General features: G+C 72.5%; 21 protein-coding genes and 1 riboswitch. Of the genes, 18 read left to right on the top strand and 3 right to left on the bottom strand.

Annotation, left to right across the window (positions count from 1 at the left end):
• From QMK28_RS04300 to QMK28_RS04245, 12 genes are all read left to right on the top strand, one after another.
• A complete protein-coding gene (locus QMK28_RS04300; RefSeq protein WP_326435614.1) occupies positions 1-1,287 on the top strand; it encodes a dihydroorotase in 1,287 nt (428 codons plus the stop codon).
• Positions 1,284-1,913 carry a PH-like domain-containing protein gene (locus QMK28_RS04295; protein WP_326435613.1) on the top strand — a complete coding sequence of 210 codons (630 nt, stop codon included), beginning with the start codon at positions 1,284-1,286 and terminating at the stop codon, positions 1,911-1,913. Before QMK28_RS04300 ends, QMK28_RS04295 begins: the two co-directional genes overlap by 4 nt.
• Positions 1,910-3,049, top strand: a complete 1,140-nt coding sequence (gene carA / locus QMK28_RS04290; RefSeq protein WP_326435612.1) for a glutamine-hydrolyzing carbamoyl-phosphate synthase small subunit — start codon at positions 1,910-1,912, stop codon at positions 3,047-3,049. The genes QMK28_RS04295 and carA overlap by 4 nt, the downstream gene beginning before the upstream one ends.
• Positions 3,042-6,356 carry a carbamoyl-phosphate synthase large subunit gene (carB, locus tag QMK28_RS04285; protein WP_326435611.1) on the top strand — a complete coding sequence of 1,105 codons (3,315 nt, stop codon included), beginning with the start codon at positions 3,042-3,044 and terminating at the stop codon, positions 6,354-6,356. Before carA ends, carB begins: the two co-directional genes overlap by 8 nt.
• A gap of 76 nt (positions 6,357-6,432) precedes the next feature.
• Entirely contained in the window at positions 6,433-7,599 is a 1,167-nt protein-coding gene (locus QMK28_RS04280; RefSeq protein ID WP_326435610.1) for a quinone-dependent dihydroorotate dehydrogenase, read from the top strand.
• Positions 7,596-8,513, top strand: a complete 918-nt coding sequence (pyrF, locus tag QMK28_RS04275; RefSeq protein WP_326435609.1) for an orotidine-5'-phosphate decarboxylase — start codon at positions 7,596-7,598, stop codon at positions 8,511-8,513. Before QMK28_RS04280 ends, pyrF begins: the two co-directional genes overlap by 4 nt.
• Before the next feature lie 220 nt (positions 8,514-8,733).
• A complete protein-coding gene (locus QMK28_RS04270) occupies positions 8,734-9,057 on the top strand; it encodes an integration host factor (protein WP_326435608.1) in 324 nt (107 codons plus the stop codon).
• A gap of 38 nt (positions 9,058-9,095) precedes the next feature.
• Positions 9,096-9,689: a guanylate kinase gene (gene gmk / locus QMK28_RS04265; RefSeq protein ID WP_326435607.1), complete on the top strand. Its 594-nt coding sequence runs from the start codon at positions 9,096-9,098 to the stop codon at positions 9,687-9,689.
• A gap of 38 nt (positions 9,690-9,727) precedes the next feature.
• Positions 9,728-10,000, top strand: a complete 273-nt coding sequence (rpoZ, locus tag QMK28_RS04260) for a DNA-directed RNA polymerase subunit omega (RefSeq protein ID WP_005319902.1) — start codon at positions 9,728-9,730, stop codon at positions 9,998-10,000.
• A gap of 126 nt (positions 10,001-10,126) precedes the next feature.
• The gene (gene coaBC, locus QMK28_RS04255) at positions 10,127-11,335 is read left to right on the top strand and encodes a bifunctional phosphopantothenoylcysteine decarboxylase/phosphopantothenate--cysteine ligase CoaBC (protein ID WP_326435606.1); all 1,209 of its coding nucleotides are present in this window, start codon (positions 10,127-10,129) and stop codon (positions 11,333-11,335) included.
• A 243-nt stretch (positions 11,336-11,578) separates the two neighbouring features.
• Positions 11,579-12,787 carry a methionine adenosyltransferase gene (metK, locus tag QMK28_RS04250; protein WP_326435605.1) on the top strand — a complete coding sequence of 403 codons (1,209 nt, stop codon included), beginning with the start codon at positions 11,579-11,581 and terminating at the stop codon, positions 12,785-12,787.
• A gap of 112 nt (positions 12,788-12,899) precedes the next feature.
• Complete coding sequence (locus QMK28_RS04245; protein ID WP_443050531.1) at positions 12,900-15,068, top strand: primosomal protein N'; 2,169 nt, start codon at positions 12,900-12,902, stop codon at positions 15,066-15,068.
• 138 nt (positions 15,069-15,206) lie between these two features.
• On the opposite strand, the gene QMK28_RS04240 is transcribed toward QMK28_RS04245, so the two are convergent.
• Positions 15,207-15,746, bottom strand: a complete 540-nt coding sequence (locus tag QMK28_RS04240; protein WP_326435604.1) for a hypothetical protein — start codon at positions 15,744-15,746, stop codon at positions 15,207-15,209.
• A 359-nt stretch (positions 15,747-16,105) separates the two neighbouring features.
• On the opposite strand from QMK28_RS04240, the gene fmt reads away from it, so the two are divergent.
• Both fmt and QMK28_RS04230 read left to right on the top strand, forming a co-directional pair.
• The gene (gene fmt / locus QMK28_RS04235; protein WP_326435603.1) at positions 16,106-17,065 is read left to right on the top strand and encodes a methionyl-tRNA formyltransferase; all 960 of its coding nucleotides are present in this window, start codon (positions 16,106-16,108) and stop codon (positions 17,063-17,065) included.
• 258 nt (positions 17,066-17,323) lie between these two features.
• The gene (locus tag QMK28_RS04230; protein ID WP_326435602.1) at positions 17,324-18,766 is read left to right on the top strand and encodes an RsmB/NOP family class I SAM-dependent RNA methyltransferase; all 1,443 of its coding nucleotides are present in this window, start codon (positions 17,324-17,326) and stop codon (positions 18,764-18,766) included.
• A gap of 4 nt (positions 18,767-18,770) precedes the next feature.
• On the opposite strand, the gene QMK28_RS04225 is transcribed toward QMK28_RS04230, so the two are convergent.
• On the bottom strand, positions 18,771-19,142 hold the full coding sequence (locus tag QMK28_RS04225) for a hypothetical protein (RefSeq protein ID WP_326435668.1): 372 nt from the start codon (positions 19,140-19,142) through the stop codon (positions 18,771-18,773).
• Between the two features lie 165 nt (positions 19,143-19,307).
• On the opposite strand from QMK28_RS04225, the gene rpe reads away from it, so the two are divergent.
• The 3 genes from rpe (at position 19,308) to QMK28_RS04210 (ending at position 21,880) form a co-directional block, all read left to right on the top strand.
• Complete coding sequence (gene rpe / locus QMK28_RS04220) at positions 19,308-19,994, top strand: ribulose-phosphate 3-epimerase (protein WP_326435601.1); 687 nt, start codon at positions 19,308-19,310, stop codon at positions 19,992-19,994.
• Positions 19,995-20,151: 157 nt separating this feature from the next.
• Complete coding sequence (locus QMK28_RS04215; protein ID WP_326435663.1) at positions 20,152-21,147, top strand: sugar-binding transcriptional regulator; 996 nt, start codon at positions 20,152-20,154, stop codon at positions 21,145-21,147.
• 208 nt (positions 21,148-21,355) lie between these two features.
• Positions 21,356-21,880, top strand: coding sequence for a barstar family protein (locus tag QMK28_RS04210; protein ID WP_326435600.1), 525 nt, complete (start codon positions 21,356-21,358; stop codon positions 21,878-21,880).
• A 145-nt stretch (positions 21,881-22,025) separates the two neighbouring features.
• On the opposite strand, the gene metE is transcribed toward QMK28_RS04210, so the two are convergent.
• Positions 22,026-24,353 (bottom strand): 5-methyltetrahydropteroyltriglutamate--homocysteine S-methyltransferase, encoded by a 2,328-nt coding sequence (gene metE, locus QMK28_RS04205; protein ID WP_326435599.1) that lies wholly within the window; start codon positions 24,351-24,353, stop codon positions 22,026-22,028.
• Between the two features lie 138 nt (positions 24,354-24,491).
• Positions 24,492-24,718: riboswitch (cobalamin riboswitch) on the bottom strand.
• Positions 24,719-25,016: 298 nt separating this feature from the next.
• On the opposite strand from metE, the gene tsaD reads away from it, so the two are divergent.
• Positions 25,017-25,919, top strand: a 903-nt coding sequence (tsaD, locus tag QMK28_RS04200) for a tRNA (adenosine(37)-N6)-threonylcarbamoyltransferase complex transferase subunit TsaD (RefSeq protein WP_326435598.1), incomplete at its 3' end; no start/stop codon positions are given.

Below are 25,919 nucleotides of genomic sequence, written 5' to 3'. Positions count from 1 at the left end.
ATGAGCAAGATCCTTATCCGCGGTGCGAAGCTCCTCGGGGGCGAGCCCAGGGACGTCCTCATCGACGGCGAGACCATCGCCGCGGTCGGCGCCGGGCTCGACGCGGGCGACGCGAGCGTCATCGAGGCGGACGGCCGGATTCTGCTGCCCGGCCTCGTCGACCTGCACACCCACCTGCGCGAGCCCGGCCGCGAGGACTCCGAGACCGTCCTGACCGGCACCCGGGCCGCCGCGATCGGCGGCTTCACCGCCGTGCACGCGATGGCCAACACCTTCCCGGTGGCCGACACCGCGGGGGTCGTCGAGCAGGTCTGGCGGCTCGGCCGGGAGTCCGGCTACTGCGACGTCCAGCCGATCGGCGCCGTCACCGTCGGCCTCGCGGGCAAGCAGCTCGCCGAACTGGGCGCGATGCACGACTCCGCGGCCGGCGTCCGGGTCTTCTCCGACGACGGCAAGTGCGTCGACGACGCGGTGATCATGCGCCGGGCGCTGGAGTACGTGAAGGCCTTCGACGGCGTCGTCGCCCAGCACGCCCAGGAGCCCCGGCTCACCGAAGGCGCCCAGATGAACGAGGGCATCGTCTCCGCCGAGCTGGGCCTCGGCGGCTGGCCCGCCGTCGCCGAGGAATCGATCATCGCCCGCGATGTGCTGCTCGCCGCCCACGTCGACTCCCGCGTGCACATCTGCCACCTCAGCACGGCCGGCTCGGTGGAGATCGTCCGCTGGGCCAAGTCCAAGGGCTGGAACGTGACCGCCGAGGTCACCCCGCACCACCTGCTGCTCACCGACGAACTCGTCCGGTCCTACGACCCGGTCTACAAGGTGAACCCGCCGCTGCGCACCGAGGCGGACGTGATGGCGCTGCGCGAGGCGCTCGCCGACGGCACCATCGACTGCGTCGCCACCGACCACGCGCCGCACCCGCACGAGGACAAGGACTGCGAGTGGGCCGCCGCGGCCATGGGCATGGTCGGCCTGGAGACCGCGCTCTCCGTCGTCCAGCACACGATGGTCGACACCGGGCTGCTCGACTGGGCCGGCGTCGCCGACCGGATGTCGCTGCGCCCGGCCGCCATCGGCCGCCTCGCCGGCCACGGCCGCCCCATCGCCGCCGGTGAGCCCGCCAACCTCACCCTCCTCGACTCCGCTTACCGTGGAGAGGTGGACCCCGCGGGCTTCGCCTCCCGCAGCCGCAACACCCCGTACGAGGGCCGTGAGCTGCCGGGACGAGTGACGCACACCTTCCTGCGGGGCCGGGCAACGGTTGTGGACGGGAAGCTGGCGTGACACTGATCATCAATCTGGCCGCTGAACAGAAGTCGGCCGAAGTGACCGACTGGGCCGCTCGCATCGGCTGGGTCGTCGGACTGCTACTGCTGATCGCGCTCGTCTACTGGCTGATGCGCGAAGGCTGGAAGTGGCGCGGCACGCTCCAGGGCGATCTGCCCGAGCTGCCCACCGCCCCGCAGTCGCCGGGCGAGCCGCTGCTGACCCTCAGCGGCCGCTACCACGGCTCCACCACCGCCGGTCAGTGGCTGGACCGGATCGTCGCGCACGGCCTGGGCGCCCGCAGCCGCGCCGACCTGACGCTGTCCGCCGACGGCCTCGACGTCGTACGGCCCGGTGCGCGGGACTTCTTCGTCCCCGCCGCCGCGCTGCGCGGCGCGCGCCTCGACAAGGGCATCGCGGGCAAGGTCCTCACCGAGGGCGGCCTGCTGGTGATCACCTGGGAGCACGGCGACCAGCTGATCGACTCCGGCTTCCGCTCCGACCACGCGGCCGAGCACGCCGGCTGGGTCGAAGCGGTCGACGAACGCTGCGGGGGCCCCGCCGAAGCGGCCGCCACCGCGCCCGACCAGACCGCAACCGCCCGGGGAACCGCCCCGGTGACCCCCGAGAAGAGCGCATCATGACCACCTCCACCAGGGGGGCCCAGGCCCCCGCCGTACTCGTTCTGGAGGACGGCCGCAGCTTCCGCGGCCGTGCCTACGGGGCCGTGGGGGAGACCTTCGGCGAGGCGGTGTTCTCCACCGGCATGACCGGCTACCAGGAGACGCTGACGGACCCGTCGTACCACCGCCAGGTCGTCGTGATGACCGCCCCGCACATCGGCAACACCGGCGTCAACGACGAGGACGGCGAGTCCCGGCGTATCTGGGTCTCCGGCTACGTCGTCCGCGACCCCGCCCGCACGCCTTCCAACTGGCGCTCCCGGCGCTCGCTGGACGACGAACTGGTCGCCCAGGGCGTCGTCGGGATCAGCGGCATCGACACCCGCGCGCTCACCCGGCACCTGCGCGAGCGCGGCGCGATGCGGGTGGGCATCTTCTCCGGCGGCTCGCTGGCCGACGAGGCCGCGCTGCTCGCCCGGGTCCAGCAGGCCCCGCAGATGAAGGGCGCCGACCTGAGCGCCGAGGTCACCACCGCCGAGGCGTACGTCGTGCCGGCCGTGGGGACGAAGCGCTTCACCGTCGCCGCCGTCGACCTCGGCATCAAGGCGATGACCCCGCAGCGGATGGCCGAGCGCGGCATCGAGGTGCATGTGCTGCCCGCCTCCGCGAGCGTCGAGGACGTGTACGCGGTCCGGCCCGACGGCGTCTTCTTCTCCAACGGCCCCGGCGACCCGGCCGCCGCCGAGCACCCGGTCGCGCTGATGCGCGCCGTGCTGGAGCGTAGGACCCCGCTGTTCGGCATCTGCTTCGGCAACCAGATCCTGGGCCGCGCGCTCGGCTTCGGCACCTACAAGCTGAAGTACGGCCACCGCGGCATCAACCAGCCGGTACAGGACCGTACGACCGGCAAGGTCGAGGTCACCGCGCACAACCACGGCTTCGCCGTCGACGCGCCGCTCGACACCGTCTCCGACACCCCCTACGGCCGGGCGGAGGTCTCGCACGTCTGCCTCAACGACAGCGTCGTCGAGGGCCTCCAACTGCTCGACCGGCCGGCCTTCAGCGTCCAGTACCACCCCGAGGCGGCCGCCGGCCCGCACGATGCCGCCTACCTGTTCGACCGCTTCGTATCCCTGATGGAGGACCAGCGTGCCTAAACGCTCCGATATCCAGTCCGTCCTGGTCATCGGCTCGGGTCCGATCGTCATCGGCCAGGCCGCCGAATTCGACTACTCCGGCACCCAGGCCTGCCGCGTGCTCAAGGCCGAGGGCCTGCGCGTCATCCTGGTCAACTCCAACCCGGCCACGATCATGACCGACCCGGAGATCGCCGACGCCACGTACGTCGAGCCGATCACCCCGGAGTACGTCGAGAAGATCATCGCCAAGGAGCGCCCCGACACCCTGCTGCCGACCCTCGGCGGCCAGACCGCGCTCAACACCGCGATCTCGCTGCACGAGTCCGGCGTCCTGGAGAAGTACGGCGTCGAGCTGATCGGCGCCAACGTCGAGGCGATCAACAAGGGCGAGGACCGCCAGCTGTTCAAGGGCGTCGTCGAGGCCGTTCACGCCAAGATCGGCCACGGCGAGTCCGCCCGCTCGGTCATCTGCCACACCCTGGACGAGGTCGTCCAGGGCGTCGAGACGCTCGGCGGCGGCTACCCCGTCGTCGTCCGCCCCTCCTTCACCATGGGCGGCGCCGGCTCCGGCTTCGCCCACGACGAGCAGGAGCTGCGCCGCATCGCGGGCCAGGGACTGACCCTCTCGCCGACCACCGAGGTGCTCCTGGAGGAGTCCATCCTCGGCTGGAAGGAGTACGAGCTGGAGCTGATGCGCGACAAAAACGACAACGTCGTGGTCGTCTGCTCGATCGAGAACTTCGACCCGATGGGCGTGCACACCGGCGACTCGATCACCGTCGCCCCCTCGATGACGCTCACCGACCGCGAGTACCAGACGCTGCGCGACGTCGGCATCGCGATCATCCGCGAGGTCGGCGTCGACACCGGCGGCTGCAACATCCAGTTCGCGATCAACCCGGACGACGGCCGCGTGATCGTCATCGAGATGAACCCGCGCGTCTCGCGCTCCTCGGCGCTCGCCTCCAAGGCCACCGGCTTCCCGATCGCCAAGATCGCTGCCCGGCTCGCCGTCGGCTACACGCTCGACGAGATCCCCAACGACATCACCGAGAAGACCCCGGCGTCCTTCGAGCCCTCGCTCGACTACGTCGTCGTCAAGGTGCCCCGCTTCGCCTTCGAGAAGTTCCCGGCCGCCGACGCGACCCTGACCACCACCATGAAGTCGGTCGGCGAGGCGATGGCCATGGGCCGCAACTTCACCGAGGCGCTCCAGAAGGCCCTGCGCTCGCTGGAGAAGAAGGGCAGCCAGTTCGCCTTCACCGGTGAGCCCGGCGCCAAGACCGCCCTGCTCGCCAAGGCCGCCGTGCCGACGGACGGCCGCGTCAACACGGTCATGCAGGCCATCCGGGCCGGCGCCGACGCGCAGGAGATCTTCGAGTCCACCAGGATCGACCCCTGGTTCGTCGACCAGCTCTTCCTGATCAAGGAGATCGCGGACGAACTCGCCGACGCCGACAAGCTGGAGCCGGAGATCCTCGCCCACGCCAAGCGGCACGGCTTCTCCGACGCCCAGATCGGCGAGATCCGCGGCCTGCGCGAGGACGTCGTACGCGAGGTCCGGCACGCGCTGGGCGTCCGGCCGGTCTACAAGACCGTGGACACCTGCGCCGCCGAGTTCGCCGCCAACACCCCGTACTTCTACTCGTCCTACGACGAGGAGTCCGAGGTCGCGCCGCGCACCAAGCCCGCCGTGATCATCCTCGGCTCCGGCCCCAACCGCATCGGCCAGGGCATCGAGTTCGACTACTCCTGCGTCCACGCCTCCTTCGCGCTCAGCGAGGCGGGCTACGAGACGGTGATGGTCAACTGCAACCCGGAGACCGTCTCCACCGACTACGACACCTCCGACCGGCTCTACTTCGAGCCGCTCACCCTGGAGGACGTCCTGGAGATCGTGCACGCCGAGACGCTGGCCGGCCCCGTCGCGGGCGTCATCGTGCAGCTCGGCGGCCAGACCCCGCTGGGCCTGGCGCAGGCGCTCAAGGACAACGGCGTGACCATCGTCGGCACCTCGCCCGAGGCGATCAACCTCGCCGAGGAGCGCGGCGCCTTCGGCCGGGTGCTGCACGAGGCCGGGCTGCCCGCGCCGAAGTACGGCACCGCGTTCTCCTTCGACGAGGCCAAGGGCATCGCAGCCGAGATCGGCTACCCGGTGATGGTCCGGCCCTCGTACGTGCTCGGCGGCCGCGGCATGGAGATCGTCTACGACGAGCCCTCGCTGGCCGGCTACCTCACCCGGCACGCCGGCCTCATCTCCGAGCACCCGGTGCTCATCGACCGGTTCCTCGACGACGCCATCGAGATCGACGTCGACGCGCTCTACGACGGCGTCGAGCTCTACCTCGGCGGCGTCATGGAGCACATCGAGGAAGCCGGCATCCACTCCGGCGACTCCGCCTGCGCGCTGCCCCCGATCACCCTCGGCGGCTTCGACATCAAGCGGCTGCGGACCTCCACTGAGGCCATCGCCAAGGGCGTCGGCGTGCGCGGCCTGATCAACATCCAGTTCGCGATGGCCGGGGACATCCTCTACGTCCTGGAGGCCAACCCGCGCGCCTCGCGCACCGTCCCCTTCACCTCGAAGGCGACCGCGGTACCGCTGGCCAAGGCCGCCGCCCGCATCTCGCTGGGCGCGACCGTCGCCGAACTGCGCGCCGAGGGCATGCTGCCCAAGCGCGGCGACGGCGGCACCCTCCCGCTCGACGCGCCGATCTCCGTCAAGGAGGCCGTGATGCCCTGGAGCCGCTTCCGCGACGCCTCAGGCCGCGGCGTCGACACCATCCTCGGCCCGGAGATGCGCTCCACCGGCGAGGTCATGGGCATCGACTCGGTCTTCGGCACCGCCTACGCGAAATCCCAGGCCGCCGCCTACGGCGCGCTGCCCACCAAGGGCCGCGCGTTCGTCTCCGTCGCCAACCGCGACAAGCGCTCGATGATCTTCCCGGCCCGCGAGCTGGTCGCCCACGGCTTCGAACTGCTCGCTACCTCCGGCACCGCCGAAGTGCTCCGGCGCAACGGCATCAACGCGACCGTGGTGCGCAAGCAGAGCCAGGGCGAGGGCCCCAACGGCGAGAAGACCATCGTCCAGCTGATCCACGACGGCCAGGTCGACCTCATCGTCAACACCCCCTCCGGCACCGGCGGCCGGCTCGACGGCTACGAGATCCGCACCGCCGCCGTCGCCCGCTCCGGCCCCTGCCTGACCACCGTCCAGGCCCTCGCCGCCGCCGTCCAGGGCATCGAGGCGCTCACCCGCGGCGACATCGGAGTCCGCTCGCTGCAGGAACACGCGGAGCATCTGACCGCCGCGCGCGAGGAGTGAGACCAGAAGGGGGGCGCCGGAACCGGCGCCCCCCTTCTGCCGACCCCCACCCCCTCGCTGCGGAAGGCACCTCACGATGTACCGCCTCTTCTTCAACCTGATCTTCAAACGGATGGACCCCGAGCGGGCCCACCACCAGGCGTTCGGCTGGATCCGGCTGGCCGCCCGCGTCCCGGTGCTGCGCACCCTGCTCGCGGCCCTGCTCGCGCCGCGCGACAAGGCGCTGCGTACCACCGCCTTCGGCAGGCGTATGCACGGCCCGTTCGGCCTCGCCGCCGGCTTCGACAAGAACGCCGTCGCCATCGACGGCATGACGATGCTCGGCTTCGACCACGTCGAGATCGGCACCGTCACCGGCCTGCCGCAGCCCGGCAACCCCAAGAAGCGGCTCTTCCGCCTCGTCCAGGACCGCGCGCTGATCAACCGGATGGGCTTCAACAACGAGGGCTCCGCGGCCGTCGCCGGACGGCTCGCGGCGCGCGACGCGGTCTTCGCGACGACCGTCGGCGTCAACATCGGCAAGACCAAGGCCGTCCCGGACGACGAGGCCGTCGCCGACTACGTCACCTCGACCGAGCGGCTCGCCGGCCACGCCGACTACCTCGTCGTCAACGTCTCCTCGCCCAACACTCCCGGCCTGCGCAGCCTCCAGGCCGTCGACCAGCTGCGCCCGCTGCTCACCGCGGTCCGCGAGGCCGCCGACCGCACGGCCGCCGGCCGCCGGGTGCCGCTGCTGGTCAAGATCGCCCCCGATCTCGCCGACGCGGACGTGGACGCCGTGGCCGACCTCGCGGTGGAACTGGGCCTCGACGGCATCATCGCCACCAACACCACCATCGCCCGCGACGGCCTCGGCCTGCTGACCGGAAAGAACGCCGTCGAGGCGATCGGCGCGGGCGGCCTGTCCGGCGCGCCGCTCAAGGCCCGCTCGCTGGAGGTGCTGCGCCGCCTGTACGCCCGTGTGGGCGACCGGATCACCCTGGTCGGCGTCGGGGGCGTCGAGAGCGCTGACGACGTCTGGGAGCGCATCCTGGCCGGCGCCACGCTGGTCCAGGGCTACAGCGGCTTCATCTACCAGGGCCCGTTCTGGTGCCGCGTCATCCACAAGGGCCTGGCCGCCCGCCTCGCGCACAGCCCGTACGCGACCCTCGCCGAGGCCGTCGGCGCCGAGCACCGGGCCGAGTCCGCCGTGCAGACCCCGGCCATGACTCCTGTCACACACCACCGTGAGGAGAGCGCATGACCGCCCCCGAGACACCTCTCCAGCACCCCGAGCCCTTCGGCGTCCGGCTGCGCCGCGCCATGGACACCCGCGGGCCGCTCTGCGTCGGCATCGACCCGCACGCCGCGCTGCTCGCCGACTGGGGGCTCAGCGACGACATCGCGGGCCTGGAGCGCTTCACCCGTACGGTCGTGGACGCGCTGGCCGACCGGGTCGCCGTGCTCAAGCCGCAGTCCGCCTTCTTCGAGCGCTTCGGCTCGCGCGGCGTCGCCGTCCTGGAGCGGGCCGTCGCCGACGCCCGCAGCGCCGGGGCGCTGGTGCTGATGGATGCCAAACGCGGCGACATCGGCTCCACCATGGCCGCCTACGCGGCGACCTACCTGGACAAGGACAGCCCGCTCTTCTCGGACGCGGTCACCGTCAGCCCCTACCTCGGCTTCGGCTCGCTGCGCCCGGCCCTGGACGCCGCGCGGATCAGCGGCGCGGGCGTCTTCGTACTGGCGCTGACCTCCAACCCGGAGGGCGCGGAGGTGCAGCACGCCGTCGGGGCCGACGGGCGGACCGTCGCCGCGGCCGTGCTCAGCCGGCTCAAGACGGAGAACGGCAAGGACGCCGAGGACGCCGCAGCCGCCGGGGCCGCTCCGGCCGCCGCCGGCGCGCTCGGCTCGTACGGCGCGGTCGTCGGCGCGACGCTGGGCGGCACGCTCGGCGCGGCGGGCGCGGACCTGATGATCGACGGGCCGCTGCTCGCGCCGGGCATCGGCGCGCAAGGGGCCACGCCCGCGGATCTGCCGGGCGTCTTCGGCGCGGCGGTACGAAATGTCGTCCCGAGCGTCAGCCGGGGGGTGCTCCGGCACGGTCCGGACGCCGCCGCTCTGCGCGCTTCTGCGGCCCGGTTCGCCGAAGAAGTCCGCGCCGCGGTCGGGCCGCGCTGACAAAACTCGTAAAAGTCTGGTTGTTTTGTCCCGAAAAGTCTTGGTCGGCTGAGCCTGACCAGGACTTTTCGTCTGTTCTCGCTGACTGGAGCGGTCTCGGACGCTAGTCTCCGTCGAGAGTGAACGAGCAAGCGCGTTGCTCATCGCTCCGCAGGGTGTGGGGCGACTGTGTTCCTCACCGGTCCGTATCCGACAGTTCGATATCCGAGGTGACGTAGGCGTGGCTCTTCCGCCCCTTACCCCTGAACAGCGCACAGCCGCGCTCGAAAAGGCCGCCGCGGCTCGCCGGGAGCGCGCCGAGGTCAAGAATCGGCTCAAGCACTCCGGCGCTTCGCTGCACGAGGTCATCAAGCAGGGCCAGGAGAACGATGTCATCGGCAAGATGAAGGTCTCCGCTCTGCTCGAGTCCTTGCCCGGTGTGGGCAAGGTCCGCGCCAAGCAACTCATGGAGCGGCTCGGCATCTCCGAGAGCCGCCGTGTGCGCGGTCTGGGGTCCAACCAGATCGCATCGCTGGAGCGCGAGTTCGGTGGCGGTGCCGCCTGACGTTCTCAGGCACTCCTGAGAACCGGGATAATCGTCGTATGGCTGCACACTCCCGGGGGACGACCCCCGTGCCCCCGGACGTACGTCCGCGGCTGACCGTGCTCTCCGGCCCCTCCGGGGTCGGCAAGAGCACGGTCGTCGCTCATATGCGTAAAGAACACCCCGAGGCCTGGCTCTCGGTCTCCGCCACCACCCGCAAGCCCCGGCCCGGGGAGCGTCACGGCGTCCACTACTTCTTCGTGGACGATGAGGAGTTCGACAAGCTCATCGCCAACGGAGAACTGCTGGAATGGGCCGAGTTCGCCGGCAACCGCTACGGCACCCCGCGGCAGGCGGTGCTCGACCGCCTCGACGCGGGCGAGCCCGTACTGCTGGAGATCGACCTGCAGGGCGCCCGACTGGTCCGCGAGTCGATGCCGGAGGCCCAACTGATCTTCCTCGCCCCGCCCGGCTGGGACGAGCTGGTCCGCAGGCTGACCGGCCGCGGCACCGAACCGCCCGACGTCATCGAGCGGAGGCTGCGGGCCGCCAAGATCGAACTGGCCGCCGAGTCCGAGTTCGACATCACCCTGGTCAACACCTCCGTCGAGGACGTGGCTCGCGAGCTGCTAGCCTTGACGAAAGTTGTTTGATCATTCCAGTCTTTACCAAAAGTAGGGGTAGGTAGAGAATGTCCTCTTCCATCACCGCGCCCGAGGGCATCATCAACCCGCCGATTGATGAACTGCTCGAAGCCACCGACTCGAAGTACAGCCTGGTGATCTACGCCGCCAAGCGCGCGCGTCAGATCAACGCGTACTACTCCCAGCTCGGTGAGGGTCTGCTCGAGTACGTCGGCCCCCTGGTGGACACTCACGTCCACGAGAAGCCGCTGTCGATCGCGCTTCGCGAGATCAACGCCGGTCTGCTGACCTCCGAGGCCATCGAGGGCCCGGCGCAGTAGTTCGGCAACGCATTCATCACCACGGGCCCGGCGGAGCATCTGCCGGGCCCGTGGTGTGTCATGGAGACGTGCGCGGCGCACCCGCGCACGCGAAGCGCGGCGGAGCAGGGAGTGGCGAGGCGAGCGATGGACAAGCCGAAGGTCGTACTGGGCGTCAGCGGCGGCATCGCCGCCTACAAGGCGTGTGAGCTGCTGCGCCGCCTCACCGAGTCGGGGCACGACGTACGGGTGGTGCCGACCGCGTCGTCCCTGCACTTCGTCGGCGAGGCCACCTGGTCCGCGCTGTCCGGCCACCCCGTCTCCACCGAGGTCTGGGACTCCGTCCACGAGGTGCCGCACGTACGCATCGGGCAGAGCGCCGACCTCGTCGTGGTCGCCCCCGCCACCGCCGACACCCTGGCCAGGGCAGCCCACGGGCTCGCGGACGACCTGCTCACCAACACCCTGCTCACCGCCCGCTGCCCGGTCGTCTTCGCGCCCGCCATGCACACCGAGATGTGGGAGCACCCGGCCACCCGGGAGAACGTCGCCACGCTGCGCCGCCGCGGCGCGGTCGTGATCGAGCCCGCCGTCGGGCGGCTCACCGGCGTGGACACCGGCAAGGGCCGGCTCCCGGACCCGGCCGAGATCTTCGAGGTCTGCCGCCGGGTGCTCGCCCGCGGCCCCAAGGGCGTCGAGCAGGACCTCGCGGGCCTTCATGTGCTGGTCAGCGCGGGCGGCACCCGCGAACCGCTGGACCCGGTGCGCTTCCTCGGCAACCGCTCGTCCGGCAAACAGGGCTACGCGCTCGCCCGCTCCGCGGTGGCGCGCGGCGCGCGGGTCACCCTGATCTCCGCCAACGCCGAGCTGCCCGACCCGGCCGGCGCCGACGTGGTGCGCGTCGGCACCGCCCTGCAACTGCGCGAGGCGGTGCTCAAGGCCGCGGGGGAAGCCGACGTCGTGGTGATGGCCGCGGCCGTCGCCGACTTCCGGCCGGAGCGGTACGCCGCCGGGAAGATCAAAAAGAAGGACGGCGAGGAGCCCGCGCCGGTCGCACTGGTCCGCAACCCCGACGTGCTCGCTGAGATCTCCGTCACACGCGCCCGCCCGGGACAGCTCGTCGTGGGCTTCGCCGCCGAGACGGACGACGTCCTCGCCAACGGCCGCGCCAAGCTCCTCCGCAAGGGCTGCGATCTGCTGGTGGTCAACGAAGTCGGGGATCACAAGGCCTTCGGCTCCGGGCGGAACGAGGCCGTCGTGCTCGGCTCGGACGGCTCCGAGACCCCTGTCCCGTATGGCCCCAAGGAGGATCTCGCCGACACGGTGTGGGATCTGGTGGCCGGACGAATTTCCTGAAAGAGATAATTGGCGCATACAGCATTGAGAAAATGGCAAACACTCCCGGTGTGTGCTGTTTTGGTGAGCTATCCACCAGCCGCCACAGGAGGTGTCGCAGGTCACGGGGCTCCCACAGAGCGAGACGCAGTGTCCGGCGAGGGGGAGCGCCCGATAAACTGACAGCGGATCCGTGTCGGGCGCAGCCCCCGTAGCGGTCCGCCCATGATTCAGACAGCAGCCGCTGCAACCCCAGGGAGCGATGTGTCCCGCCGCCTGTTCACCTCGGAGTCCGTCACCGAGGGACATCCTGACAAGATCGCTGACCAGATCAGCGACACGATTCTCGACGCGCTCCTCCGCGAGGACCCGACTTCCCGGGTCGCCGTCGAGACGTTGATCACCACCGGCCAGGTGCATGTCGCCGGTGAAGTGACGACGAAGGCGTACGCGCCGATCGCGACGCTGGTGCGCAACAAGATTCTGGAGATCGGCTACGACTCGTCGAAGAAGGGTTTCGACGGGGCGTCCTGCGGGGTGTCCGTCTCGATCGGGGCGCAGTCCCCGGACATCGCGCAGGGTGTGGACACCGCCTACGAGAGCCGGGTCGAGGGCGACGAAGACGCTCTGGACCGACAGGGCGCGGGCGACCAGGGCCTGATGTTCGGCTACGCGTGCGATGAGACGCCCGAGCTCATGCCGCTGCCCATCCACCTCGCGCACAGGCTCTCCCGCCGGCTGTCCGAGGTCCGCAAGAACGGGACGATCCCGTACCTGCGCCCGGACGGCAAGACGCAGGTCACCATCGAGTACGACGGTGACAAGGCGGTCCGCCTGGACACCGTCGTCGTCTCCTCGCAGCACGCCTCGGACATCGACCTGGAGTCGTTGCTGGCTCCGGACATCCGCGAGTTCGTGGTCGAGCAGGTGCTGGCCCAGGTGTTGGAGGACGGCATCAAGCTGGACACCGACGGCTACCGGCTGCTGGTGAACCCGACCGGCCGCTTCGAGATCGGCGGCCCGATGGGCGACGCCGGCCTCACCGGCCGCAAGATCATCATCGACACGTACGGCGGCATGGCCCGGCACGGCGGCGGCGCGTTCTCCGGCAAGGACCCGTCCAAGGTCGACCGCTCGGCCGCGTACGCGATGCGCTGGGTCGCCAAGAACATCGTCGCGGCCGGCCTGGCCTCGCGCTGCGAGGTGCAGGTCGCGTACGCGATCGGCAAGGCCGAGCCGGTGGGCCTCTTCGTGGAGACCTTCGGCACCGAGACGGTCGGCACCGAGAAGATCGAGCAGGCCATCAAGGAGGTCTTCGACCTCCGCCCGGCCGCGATCATCCGCGACCTGGACCTGCTGCGCCCCATCTACGCGCAGACCGCGGCTTACGGCCACTTCGGCCGCGAGCTGCCGGACTTCACGTGGGAGCGGACGGATCGGGTCGAGGCGCTGCGTGCGGCTGCCGGTGCGTAACCGCTGAATTCCCAGTTCCGCATTCTGAGGCCCGGATCCCCGCGAGGGATCCGGGCCTCAGCGCTTTCGCGGGGCATCCCCGATGTCCGAGCCGTCTGGTAGGACTGGGGCTGTGAGCAGCGAGAACGACGGCCGGGGGCGGAGCCCGGTGGATGAGGGGGGCCCGGCGGCAGCGGCGCGCGGGGGGGAGCAGCTCGCCCTCATGCGGGAGACGGTCCGCAAGCGGCCCGCTCCCAAGGCGAAGCCGGGGACCTGGCGGGGGGCCGAGCTCGCCGCGGAGTCGCCGGTCGCGCGGGTGCTGGTCGACAAGGGCGTGCTGCACCTCGACAAATTCTTCGACTACGCGGTCCCGGCCTCCATGGACGCCGAAGCGCAGCCGGGGGTCCGGGTCCGGGTCCGGTTCGGGGCAGGCAAGGGGCGGGTGATCAAGGGGCGCAGGGAGGGCGGCGGCCTGATCGACGGCTTCATCGTCGAGCGGCGCGCCGAATCCGACTACGTCGGGCCGCTGGCGGCCATCGCGCAGGTGGTCTCTCCCGAGCCGGTCCTCTCGCCCGGGCTGCTCGCGCTGTGCCGCGCGGTCGCCGACCGGTACGCGGGGTCGCTGGCCGACGTCATCCAGATCGCCGTACCGCCCCGGCACGGCCGGGTGGAGCAGAAGCCGTCCCCGCAGCCGCTGCCGCCGCCGGCCGCGCCCGAGCCCGGCAGCTGGTCGCGCTATCCCGCCGCGCCCGCCTTCCTGCGGGCGCTCGCGGCCGGTGAGAGCCCGCGCGCCGTGTGGACCGCGCTGCCCGGGCCGCACTGGCCGCAGGAGTGGGCCCGCGCCGTGGCCGCCACCCTCGCCGCCGGGCGCGGCGCGCTGATCGTGGTGCCGGACGGGCGCGCGGCCGCCAGGGTGGACGCCGCGCTGACCGAGCTGATCGGCGCCGGGCGGCATGTCGTGCTCACCGCCGACGCGGGGCCCGAGGCACGCTACCGGCGCTGGATCGCCCTCAGCCGGGGCAGTGTCCGGGCCGTGGTCGGCACCCGGGCCGCGATGTTCGCGCCGGTGCGCGACCTCGGGCTGGTCGGCATCTGGGACGACGGGGACAGCAGCCACAGCGACACCACGGCCCCGCAGCCGCACGCCCGCGACGTACTGCTGCTGCGGGCGACCCGCGAGAAGACGGCCTTCCTGCTCGGCAGCCACAACTGCACCGTTGAGGCCGCCCAGTTGGTGGAGACCGGCTGGGCGCACCCGCTCATCGCGGACCGCGAACACGTCCGCGCCGCCGCCCCCTTGATCCGTACCGTCGGCGATCACGACCTGGCGCGCGACGAGGCGGCGCGCGCCGCCCGGCTGCCCTCCCTCGCCTGGCAGGTGGTGCGCGAGGGGCTCCGCAGCGGCCCGGTGCTGGTCCAGGTACCGCGCCGCGGGTACGCCCCGCGGCTGGCCTGCCAGCGCTGCCGTACGCCGGCCCGCTGCCGGGACTGCGCGGGCCCGCTGGAAGCGCCGGACGCCAACTCGCTGCACTGCGGCTGGTGCGGGCGGCCCGAGGCGTCCTGGCACTGCGCCGAGTGCGGCGGCGGAGCGCTGCGGGCCCAGATCGTCGGCGCCAAGCGCACCGCCGAGGAGCTGGGCCGCGCCTTCCCCGGAGTCCCGGTGCGCACATCCGGCCGCGATCACATCCTGCTGACCGTGCCCGAGGGCCCCGCGCTGGTCATCAGCACCCCCGGCGCGGAACCCGTCGCCGAGGGCGGCTACTCGGCCGCCCTGCTGCTCGACGGCTGGGCGATGCTCGGCCGTGCCGACCTGCGCGCGGGCGAGGACGCGCTCGGTCACTGGCTGGCCGCCTCCGCGCTGGTCCGACCCCAGGACGCGGGCGGCACGGTGGTCATCGTCGCCGAGCCCACGCTGCGCCCGGTGCAGGCCCTGGTGCGCTGGGACCCCGCAGGGCACGCGCTGCGCGAACTCTCGGAGCGCGCGGAGCTGGGGTTCCCACCCGTCTCCCGGATGGCGGCGGTGGCCGGGCCGCCGGACGCGGTCGCCGCACTGCTCGCCGCGGTCGAGTTGCCGGACGGCGCGGAGGTGCTGGGTCCGGTCCCGATGCCGGTCACCGACCGCGGACGCCCGCGCCGCCCCGGCGCGCCGCCGCCCGGCGAGCAGTGGCAGCGCGCGCTGCTGCGGGTGCGGCCGGGGAACGGGGCAGCGCTCGCCGCCGCGCTCAAGGTCGCGAAGGCCGCGCGGCTGGCGCGGGGCGAGGCGGATCCCGCGGTGCGGGTGGATCCGGTGGACATCGGCTGATCGGATGCGGTGGGTGCGGCCGCTTGCGATCCGGTCGGTCTGGCTCGGGTCGGTCGGGACACCAGTTGGACAGACCGCTGCCCCGTCGCCCGGGAAGCTCCGGGCTCGGGGGCAGCTGTAGGGCGCGCGCCGCGGGCGTCAGCCGTTGCGTGGGCCTGGGAACGCGTTCGGGCGGGCCTCGTCCCGGTTGAGGGGCGACGGCTGGCCCGGGATCGAACGCGCGGCGGGGACCGCGGGTGCGCCCATCCCGCCCGGGGTGACGGGTACGGCGTGCTGCGCGGCCACGTCGGCCGGGCGTACCGCTTCGGACTCGGGACCGTTCACCGCGGCGGCGCGGCGGGAACCGTAGCGGCGGTGCACCGCTTGTTTGGTCACACCGAGCGCCGAACCCACCGCGTCCCACGAGAAGCCCAGGGATCGGTCGAAGTCCACCGCCGCGGTGACCAGGGTCTCGATGCTGTCCCGCAGTTCCTGCGCGAGCCGCACGGTGGGTGCGGGAGCCCGGCCGTAAACGACGAAGCCCGCGGACGGGCCAGTGCGTCGCGGGCGGTAGACATTGCCCAACTGGGCGGTGAGGGTACGCAGCGCGTCCACCTGGCGGCGGACCCGCTCGATGTCCCTGACCAGCAGATGCAGGCTGGCCCGGGCCTGGGCGTCGTGAGTTGCGTGGTCGGCCATCAACAAGCCTCTCGAACCGGCGTCTCAAAGGATCGGGCCGAGCAGCGGCCCGTTTCGGTCAATCTCTTTTGACCAACGCTCCACGGGGCCCCGTGGTCACGGTACGGGGGCGTACGGGCGTCGGCGCAGGGCGCGAAGCTGCCCGTACGCCCCCTGTTGTGGGGGCCGCATAGACTGGTGCGCTCCGTGGTCCACCGTGGATTCCGCCGGGAATTCCGCCGTGCAATCGACAGTGGTTCCGGTGATTGATTCCGGTGCGGGTCCCGGCGGGGTTCTCGTCCCCTCCGTCCGGACGCGGACCTCGGTCCGTTCCCGCCCCCGGCTCCGCCCGACTCGCCCGAGAGGTAGTGCACCCACCGATGAGGCTCGTCTTCGCCGGCACCCCCGAGGTCGCCGTACCCGCCCTCGACGCCCTGATCAATTCGGACCGGCACGAAGTCGTCGCCGTGGTGACCCGGCCCGACGCGCCCGCGGGCCGGGGCCGCCGGCTGGTCTCCAGCCCCGTCGCACAGCGCGCCGAGGAAGCCGGCATCGAGGTGCTCAAGCCGCTGAAGCCCCGCGACGAGGACTTCTTGGCACGGCTGCGCGAGATCGGACCGGACTGCTGCCCCGTCGTCGCCTACGGCGCGCTGCTGCCGAAGGGCGCGCTGGAGATTCCGGCGCGCGGCTGGGTGAACCTGCACTTCTCCCTGCTGCCGGCCTGGCGCGGCGCGGCACCAGTGCAGCACGCGGTGCTGGCGGGCGACGAGATGACGGGCGCCTCCACCTTCCTGATCGAGGAAGGGCTCGACTCGGGCCCGGTCTTCGGCGTGCTCACCGAAGGGGTGCGGCCGACGGACACCAGCGGGGACCTGCTGACCCGGCTCGCCTTCGCGGGCTCCGGACTGCTCCTCGCGACCATGGACGGCATCGAGGACGGCACGCTGCGCCCCGTGGCGCAGCCGGAGGAGGGCGTCTCGCTCGCGCCGAAGATCCGGGTCGAGGACGCCCAGGTCGACTGGAAGACGCCCGCGCTGCGGGTGGACCGGCTGGTACGCGGCTGCGCTCCGGCGCCGGGGTCCTGGACGTTGTTCCGCGGCGAGCGGCTGAAGGTCATGTCGGTGGGGTCGGCAGGTTCGGTGGGGTCGGTGGGACTGGTCGCCGACCGTCCGGAGTTGGCGGCCGGTGAGCTGTCGGTCACGAAGAACGCGGTGTATGTGGGGACGGGCAGCCACGCGGTCGAGTTGCTGTGGGTCCAGCCGCAGGGCAAGAAGCCGATGCGGGCGGCCGACTGGGCGCGCGGCGTGCGGATCGCCTCCGGCGAGGCGCTGGGGGCGTAGGGCCGGCCCTGCTGGCCCGGCCGGCCCAACTGCCCAGAACGGCCCGGTCCGGGCAGCCCCGACCCGACCGCTCCGGCCGACCACCGCCCCGGCAGCCCCGGCCGACCCGACCGCTCCGGTCGACCACGGCTCCGGCGGCCTCCACCGCTCCGGCCGACCACCGCCCCGGCGGCCTCCCCGACGGGGTCCTCCTGCCCCGGGGCGCGGCTCGACGTAGGCTGGGGCTCTTCGTCATCCCACCTCCGGAGCACATTTCTCGTGAATGACCAGTCCCGTCGCCCTGCCCGGCAGACCCGCCCGTATCGCGAGCCCCAGAAGGACCCCGTGCGGGTCCTCGCCTACGAGGCGCTGCGCGCCGTCGGCGAACGGGACGCGTACGCGAACCTGGTGCTGCCTCCACTGCTGCGCAAAGCGCGCGAGGCCGGTGACTTCGACGGGCGGGACGCGGCGCTCGCGACCGAGCTCGTCTACGGGACGCTGCGGCGGCAGGGCACCTACGACGCGGTCATCGCGGCCTGCATCGACCGGCCGCTGCGCGAGGTCGACCCGCCGGTGCTCGATGTGCTCAATCTGGGGGCGCATCAGCTGCTCGGGACGCGGATTCCGACGCACGCGGCGGTGAGCGCCACAGTGGAGCTCGCGCGGGTCGTGATCGGGGACGGGCGGTCCAGATTCGTCAACGCCGTGCTCCGCAAGATCGCCGCGCATGACCTCGACGGCTGGATCGAACGGGTCGCTCCGGCCTACGAGGACGACGCCGAGCAGCATCTGAGCATCGTCCATTCGCACCCGCGGTGGATCGTCTCCGCGATGTGGGACGCACTCGGCGGCGGAAGGGCCGGCATCGAGGATTTGTTGGACGCCGACAACGAGCGGCCCGAGGTGACGCTTGTCGCCCGGCCCGGTCGGTCCACCGTCGAGGAACTGACCGAAGCGGTCGGCGCGGACAATTCGCTGCCCGGCCGCTGGTCGCCGTATGCCGTACGGCTCTCCGAAGGCGGCGAGCCGGGGGCGCTGGAGGCGGTGCGGGACGGCCGAGCCGGGGTGCAGGACGAGGGCAGCCAGCTGGTCGCCGTCGCACTGGCGAACGCGCCCTTGGAGGGTTCCGACAGTCGGTGGATGGACGGGTGTGCGGGGCCCGGCGGCAAGGCCGCGATGCTGGCCGCGCTCGCCGCCCAGCGCGGCGCGGCGCTGCTCGCCTCGGAGAAGCTGCCGCACCGGGCGCGGCTCGTCGAGCAGTCCCTGTCGGGCAACCCCGGTCCGTACCAGGTGATCGCAGCCGACGGCACCCGCCCGGCCTGGCGTCCCGGCTCCTTCGACCGGGTGCTGGTCGACGTGCCGTGCACCGGCCTGGGCGCCCTGCGCCGACGGCCCGAGGCGCGGTGGCGGCGCAAGCCCGAGGACCTGGCCCGCTTCGCCCCGTTGCAGCGCGCGCTGCTGCGCGAAGCGCTGAACGCCGTACGGGTCGGCGGAGTCGTGGGCTACGCGACCTGCTCGCCGCACCCGGCCGAGACGCGGGCCGTGGTCGACGACGTGCTGAAGGGGCGCGGGGCGGGGGCGCCCATCGCCGTGGAGTGGATCGACGCCCGCCCGCTGATGCCCGGAGTGCCCGCGATCGGGGACGGCCCGGACGTGCAGCTGTGGCCGCATCTGCACGGCACGGACGCGATGTATCTGGCGCTGCTGCGCCGGACGGCCTGAGAGGTCACCGGCCCGAGAGGTCACCGGCCGGTGTGTGTCGCCGGTCCGGGAACCTCGGCGGTCCGATGATGTGATCGGCGGCTCGACGCTGACGGGCTGACGTCGACTCAGGGCTCTCCGGTGCCTTCGCCCGGCCCCGCTCCGGACCCGCCCGCACCCAGACGGCGCACGGCCGGCGGGCGGCCGGCGGGCGATGCGGCGGCCTGTCCTGGCCCACACCCCGCTCGGACGCGGCGTCGTTGTTCTGCGCGTCGGTGAGCTTCTGGGCGAGCGGTCCCGCGACGGCGATGACCACCACCCACAGCAGCACCACCAGCCACTTCGTACGACGGCCGCAGACCAGCCGGGCCAAACCCTGCCGACGACCGTCCGACATGACGTCCCCCGCTGAAGGTGGCGTGCGCGATGCCGTCCCCGAGAGCTCCGCGCGGCACCAGCATGGCACGGGCGGGGGAGATTTCAGGGACGTTTTGCGGGTACTTCGGATGGAATATGAGATTCCGGCTGAGGCCGGGGGCGTCCGGCATGGCAGTCTTGGTGCATGGCCGCGCAGATCAACCCCAGCATGCTGTCCGCAGACTTCGCCCGCCTCGCCGAAGAGGCGAAGGCGGTCGACGGCGCCGACTGGCTCCATGTCGATGTGATGGACAATCACTTCGTCCCGAACCTCACGCTCGGCGTGCCCGTCGTCGAATCGCTCAGCAGGGCGACCGACACCCCGCTCGACCTCCATCTGATGATCGAGGACCCGGACCGCTGGGCGCCGCAGTACGTCGAGGCCGGAGCGGGCTCCGTCACCTTCCACGTCGAGGCCGCGGCCGCCCCGGTACGGCTGGCGCGGGAGATCCGCGCCAAGGGCGCACGGGCCGCCATGGCGCTGAAGCCCGCGACGCCGATCGAGCCGTACGAGGACCTGCTGCCCGAGCTGGACATGCTGCTGATCATGACCGTCGAGCCCGGCTTCGGCGGTCAGTCCTTCCTCGACATCATGCTGCCGAAGATCCGCCGGACCCGTGAGCTGATCTCCAAGCACGGCCTGGAGCTGTGGCTCCAGGTGGACGGCGGCGTCTCCGCCGAGACCATCGAGCGCTGCTCCGAGGCGGGCGCCGACGTCTTCGTGGCAGGCTCCGCCGTCTACGGCACCGACGACCCCGCCGCCGCCGTACGCTCACTGCGTGCGCAGGCCGACCAGGCAGCGGCGGGCGCGGCCTGGCACTGCGCGCACTGAACGTCACCCAGCGCCACGCGGAGCGCGCTCGGCACCCGGTGAAAGGCGAACGCCGGGGTCAAGGGCTGATCAAGGACCGCCGCTTCTGACAGGATGAAGCGGTAGTCCACATGCTTGGAACAGTGAGGAGAACGCGGTGTCGACGGGCCGGTCAGCCATGCGGATGGGACCCGCCGAACTGGTGCAGGCGGCGGCCATGGCCCGCCGCTTCTACCTTGAGGGCAAGTCCAAGATCCAGATCGCCGAGGAATTCCGCGTCAGCCGCTTCAAGGTCGCGCGGGTCCTGGAGACGGCGCTGGAGCGCGATCTCGTGCGGATCGAGATCCGGGTGCCCTCCGAGCTGGACGCCGAGCGCTCCGACGCGCTGCGCGCCCGCTACGGGCTGCGGCACGCGGTCGTCGTCGAGTCCCCGGCCGAGGCCACGGACGACGCCGCCGACCCGGAGAACCTCGGCGAGGTCGCCGCCGAACTGCTCGGCGAACTCGTCGCCGAGGGCGATGTGCTCGGCCTCGCCTGGGGCCGCTCCACCATCCACATGGCCGCCGCCCTCGACCGGCTCGCACCGTGCACCGTCGTGCAGCTCACCGGCGTCTACGACGCGGGCACCGCCGAGCGCGGCTCGGTCGAGGCGGTGCGCAGGGCCGCGGCCGTCTCCGGCGGCGAGGCGCACCCGATCTACGCGCCGATGCTGCTGCCCGACCCCGCCACCGCCGCCGCGCTGCGCGGCCAGACCGGCATTGCCCGCGCCTTCGAGTACTTCGACAAGGTCACCGTCGCCGCCGTCTCCATCGGCGCCTGGGAAGCCGGCATCTCCACCGTCTACGACATGCTCTCCGAGAAGGAGCGCGCGCACTACACCGATCTCGGCGCCGCCGCCGAGATGTCCGCCCACCTCTTCGACTCCGACGGCCGCCGCATCGGCCGTGACCTCGGGGAGCGCTGCATCACCGTCGAGGCCGACCGGCTGCGCCGCATCCCGGAGGTCGTCGCCATCGCGGGCGGGCTGCGCAAGGCCGCCGCCATCGGCGCCGTACTCCGCTCAGGGCTGGTCACCAGCCTGGTCACGGACACCGCCGCCGCCGACTACCTGCTCCAGGAGACCGGCCCCGGCACCCGCCCGGCCCTCGACCGCGCGGACCCGGACGGCGTGTAGGGGGGTAGCCGCCCGGCGGCGCGCGGCGTGCCGTCGTGCGCCGGGTGCTCGTGACGTGTGGTCGTACGCGGGCGCGCGGCGGAATCCCGCAAGCGCGGGCAAGCGTCGCGGGGCCGTTCCCGGGCGTGCTTCCGGAGCGTGAGGGCACGCGAGGCGGCCGACCGCTATGTACCGGCCGCTCGCGGCTGTCTGTGGCAACATCTGCGCCATGCTGCACCGGCCCGCACCGCGCGCGGTCCGCACCGCCCTCGGCGCGCTGACCCTTCAAGGCGGTACTGCGATGACGGCCCCCGAACCACCCGGCGTGACCGGCCTGCTCGCCGAGATGCTCGACGGCACCGCGCCGCCCGGAGTGCTGCGCTGGCCCGCCGAACTGCCGGTGGGCCAAGCCGTGGTGGCGGCCCGGCAGTCCGGCTGGGCGACCGCGCTGCTCGACCTGGACGGGGTGCGGGACAAGAACGCCTTCATGGAGCGCTGCGCCCGCTCGCTCCGGCTGCCCGGTTACTTCGGCCGCAACTGGGACGCGCTGGCGGACTGCCTGACCGACCTCTCCTGGTGCCCGGCCGGTCACGGCAGACTGCTGCTGATCCGCGGATGGCGGGGCTTCGCAGCCGCCGCCCCCGATGACTGGAACATGGCGGAGCGGATTCTGACCGAGGGGGTCGGGCACTGGCGCGATACGGACGAGGGCCTGGTGGTCCTCATGGTCGACGCCCCGCCAACGCAGAGTTGACGTACGCCTGCCGGTCGCAGCGCTGACGCGGGCCCGCCAGTCGCAGCGCTGACGTGCGCCCGCCGGTCCGGGCTGGTCCGGTCCGGTCCGGTCCCGGAGGGGGAGCCCGGCGCACGCCGTCGGCGTGCGCCGGGCCCCGGACAGGTCAGCCGTTCTCGCCCTCGGCGAGTTCGGTACGGACCTCACGGGCCGCGGCGACCAGGCTCTCCAGTGACGCGCGCACCTCGGGCCAACCGCGGGTCTTCAGACCGCAGTCGGGGTTCACCCACAGCCGCTCGGCCGGGATGCCCCCCAGCCCCTTGCGGAGCAGCGACGTCGCCTCGTCGACGCCGGGCACGCGCGGCGAGTGGATGTCGTAGACACCGGGGCCGACCTCGCGCGGGTAGCCGGCCGCGCCGAGTTCGTCGGCGACCTGCATGTGCGAGCGGGCCGCCTCCAGGCTGATGACGTCGGCGTCGAGGTCGTCGATGGCGCCCATGATCGCCCCGAATTCGGCGTAGCACATGTGGGTGTGGATCTGGGTGTCCGCCCTGACCCCGCTGGTGCTGAGCCGGAACGACTCGGTGGCCCAGGCCAGGTAGCCGGGCCGGTCGGCCGCGCGCAGCGGGAGGGTCTCGCGCAGGGCGGGTTCGTCGACCTGGATGACGGCGGTGCCGGCCGCTTCCAGGTCGGTGACCTCGTCGCGCAGGGCCAGCGCGACCTGGCGCGCGGTGTCGCCGATGGGCTGGTCGTCCCGGACGAAGGACCAGGCGAGCATGGTGACGGGGCCGGTGAGCATGCCCTTGACCGGGCGCTGGGCCTGGGACTGCGCGTACCGGGTCCAGCGCACGGTCATCGGCTCGGGGCGGGAGATGTCGCCGGCCAGGATCGGCGGGCGGACGTAGCGGGTGCCGTAGGACTGCACCCAGCCGTGCTGGGTGGCGAGGTAGCCGGTGAGCTGCTCGGCGAAGTACTGCACCATGTCGTTGCGCTCGGGCTCGCCGTGGACCAGGACGTCGATCCCGGCCTTCTCCTGGTAGGCGAGGACTTCGCGGATCTCGGTGGCGATGCGCTCGTCGTAGGCGGCGGTGTCGATCCGGCCGCGGCGCAGGTCGGCGCGGGCCGTGCGCAGCTCGTCGGTCTGCGGGAAGGAGCCGATGGTGGTGGTGGGCAGCAGCGGGAGGCCCAGCCGGGCGCGCTGCGCGGGGGTCCGCTCGGTGTAGGTCTGCGGACGGTGCGAGTCCGCGGGGGTGATCGCGCGGACGCGGGCCCGTACGGCGGGGTCGTGGGTGAGCGCGGAGGCCGTTCGGGAGGCGAGGTCCGCGCGGTTGGCGGCGAGCTGCGCGGTGATGGCCCCGGTGCCTTCGGTGAGGCCGCGGGCGAGGGTGACGATCTCGGCGGTCTTCTGCCGGGCGAAGGCCAGCCAGCGGGCGATCTGCGGGTCCACCTCGCGCTCGGCGGTGGCGTCGAGGGGGACGTGCAGCAGCGAGCAGGACGGCGCGACGTCCACCCGGTCGGCGAGGCCGAGCAGGGTGGCGAGGGTGGCCAGCGACTTTTCGAGGTCGTTGATCCAGACGTTGCGGCCGTCCACGACACCGGCGATGAGCCGCTTGCCGGGCAGTCCGCCGACCCGGGCCAGGTCTTCCAGGTTGCCGGCGGCGGGGCCGGTGAAGTCCAGCCCGAGGCCCTCGATCGGGGCCTTGGCCAGCACCGGGAGCGCCTCGCCGAGCCGGTCGAAGTAGCCGGCCGCGAGGATCTTCGGCCGGTCGGTGAGCGCGCCGAGGTCGCGGTAGGCGCGGGCGGTGGAATTCAGTGCGGCCGGGGTGCGGTCCTGGACCAGGGCGGGCTCGTCGAGCTGCACCCACTCGGCCCCTGCCGCCCGCAGGTCGGCGAGCACCTCGGCGTAGACGGGCAGCAGCCGGTCCAGCAGGGTGATGGGCTCGAAATCGGCCGCGACGCCGGGAGCGGGCTTGGCGAGCAGCAGATAAGTGACCGGGCCGACGAGCACCGGGCGCGCGGTGCGGCCGAGCGCGATGGCCTCCCTCAACTCGCCGACCGCCTTGGCGGAGTTCGCGGTGAAGACGGTGTCGGGGCCCAATTCCGGTACGAGATAGTGGTAGTTGGTATCGAACCACTTGGTCATTTCCAGCGGCGCGACGTCCTGGGTGCCGCGGGCCATGGCGAAGTATCCGTCGAGCGCGTCGGCCTCGACGGCGGCGCGGTGCCGCGGCGGGATGGCACCGACCATCACGCTGGTATCCAGCACATGGTCGTAGTACGAGAAGTCCCCGGTGGGGATCTCCTGGACACCGGCGTCGGCCAGCTGCTGCCAGTTGTCCCGGCGCAACCGCCTCGCGGCGGCCCGCAGGGCGCCAGCGGTGACACGGCCGGCCCAGTAGCCCTCGACGGCTTTCTTCAGCTCCCGGTTCGGTCCCTGCCGGGGGTAGCCGTAGACGGTGGCGAATGACGGGGCGGTGGTGGAATTCTTGGCCACGGAACTCTCCTTCGCGAGTCGCGGGATGACCTCGGGGTGGGTCAGGACGCGAAGGAGTGGCACGGCAATCGCATGCAGCGCATGCCCGCCCGCTACCGCCGGCCCGCCCACGAGGCCACCGAAATCACCGCGTGCGGGGTCGCACACGGGCAGCGGCAGGTCTTCGGACTCGTGGGCACACCAGGTCCTGTCCAGGTCCTGGCTCCTACTGGCCGTCGCTTCCCGGACCCGGTCTGTCGGATCCAGTGCGTATGACGGCGGTCGTTCCCACTCACCGCTGCGGGGCAGTCCCGGATTCTCACCGGGTTCCCTCTTACGACGCGCCTGCCTGGAGGGCAGGGCGAACCGACTGCGACTCAACCATAGGGGCACGGGGGTTCACAGAACAGGGCCGTTCGTATATCGGACGCGTTCTTGAGACGGCTGTGGTCCCTGGTGGCGGCCTTGGGCGGGTGCTCGCGGCGGCGGTGGGCGCGAGGGCGCGCCGTGCCCGCCTCCCGGGTCGACTCGGCTTTCCTGGCGGGGAGGCGCTCCGCGGCGTCGGGTGCCGCGCACCGCGCCCGAGGCCCTCATTCCGGCCCACCCGGTGAGCTATTGCACCTGATATGCAATTGCTTATGAGCGGCAATTAAGCTGTGGGGCGGCTGACCGAAGGAGTGGATCATGAGCGGTTCGCAGCTGGTGCTGGGGATCGAGTCGTCCTGTGACGAAACCGGCGCGGGGCTCGTCCGCGACGGGCGGCTGCTGGGGCACGCGGTGGCGTCGAGCATGGACGAGCACGCGCGCTTCGGCGGTGTGGTCCCCGAGATCGCCGCGCGCGCTCACGTACAGGCCGCCGTGCCCGTCGTCAGGGCCGCGCTGGCGGACGCCGGGCTGCGGATGGCCGACATCGGCGCCGTCGCCGTGACGACCGGCCCCGGCCTCTCCGGGGCGCTCCAGGTGGGCGTCAGCGCGGCCAAGGGCCTCTCCTACGCCCTGGGCGTGCCGCTGTACGGCGTGCACCACCTCGCGGGCCACGTCGCCGCCGACACCCTCGAACACGGGCCGCTGCCCGACCCCTGCGTGGTGCTCATCGTCTCCGGCGGCCACACGTCGCTGCTGCTCGTACGGGACCTGGCGCGCGACCCGATCACGCACCTCGGGGACACCCTCGACGACGCGGCGGGGGAGTGCTTCGACAAGGCGGCCCGCGTCTTCGGCCTGTCCTACCCCGGCGGCCCGGCCATCGACCGGGCGGCGCGCGACGGTGACCCGCGCGCCGTCGCCTTCCCCCGTCCGCTGAGCGGACCCCGCGACGATCCGTACGCCTTCTCGTTCTCCGGGCTCAAGACGGCCGCGGCGCGCTGGGCCGAGAAGCACCGGGCGGCGGGCCGCCCGATCCCCGTCGCGGACGGAGCCGCGTCGCTCCAGGAGGCGGTGGCCGACGTGCTCACCCGCAAGGCGCTCGCCGCGTGCGCCGAGTACGGCGTGGGCCCCCGGGGCGGGGGGGGCGGGGGCGGCGGCGGGGGGGGCGGCGGCGGCGGCGGCGGGCGCGCGCCCCGGCCCCCGCGCCCGCCCGCGCGCGCC

The sequence above is a fragment of the Streptomyces sp. H27-D2 genome, assembly GCF_035828615.1.
Lineage (GTDB): Bacteria > Actinomycetota > Actinomycetes > Streptomycetales > Streptomycetaceae > Streptomyces.
This window is presented reverse-complemented; position numbering and strand designations above follow the sequence as displayed.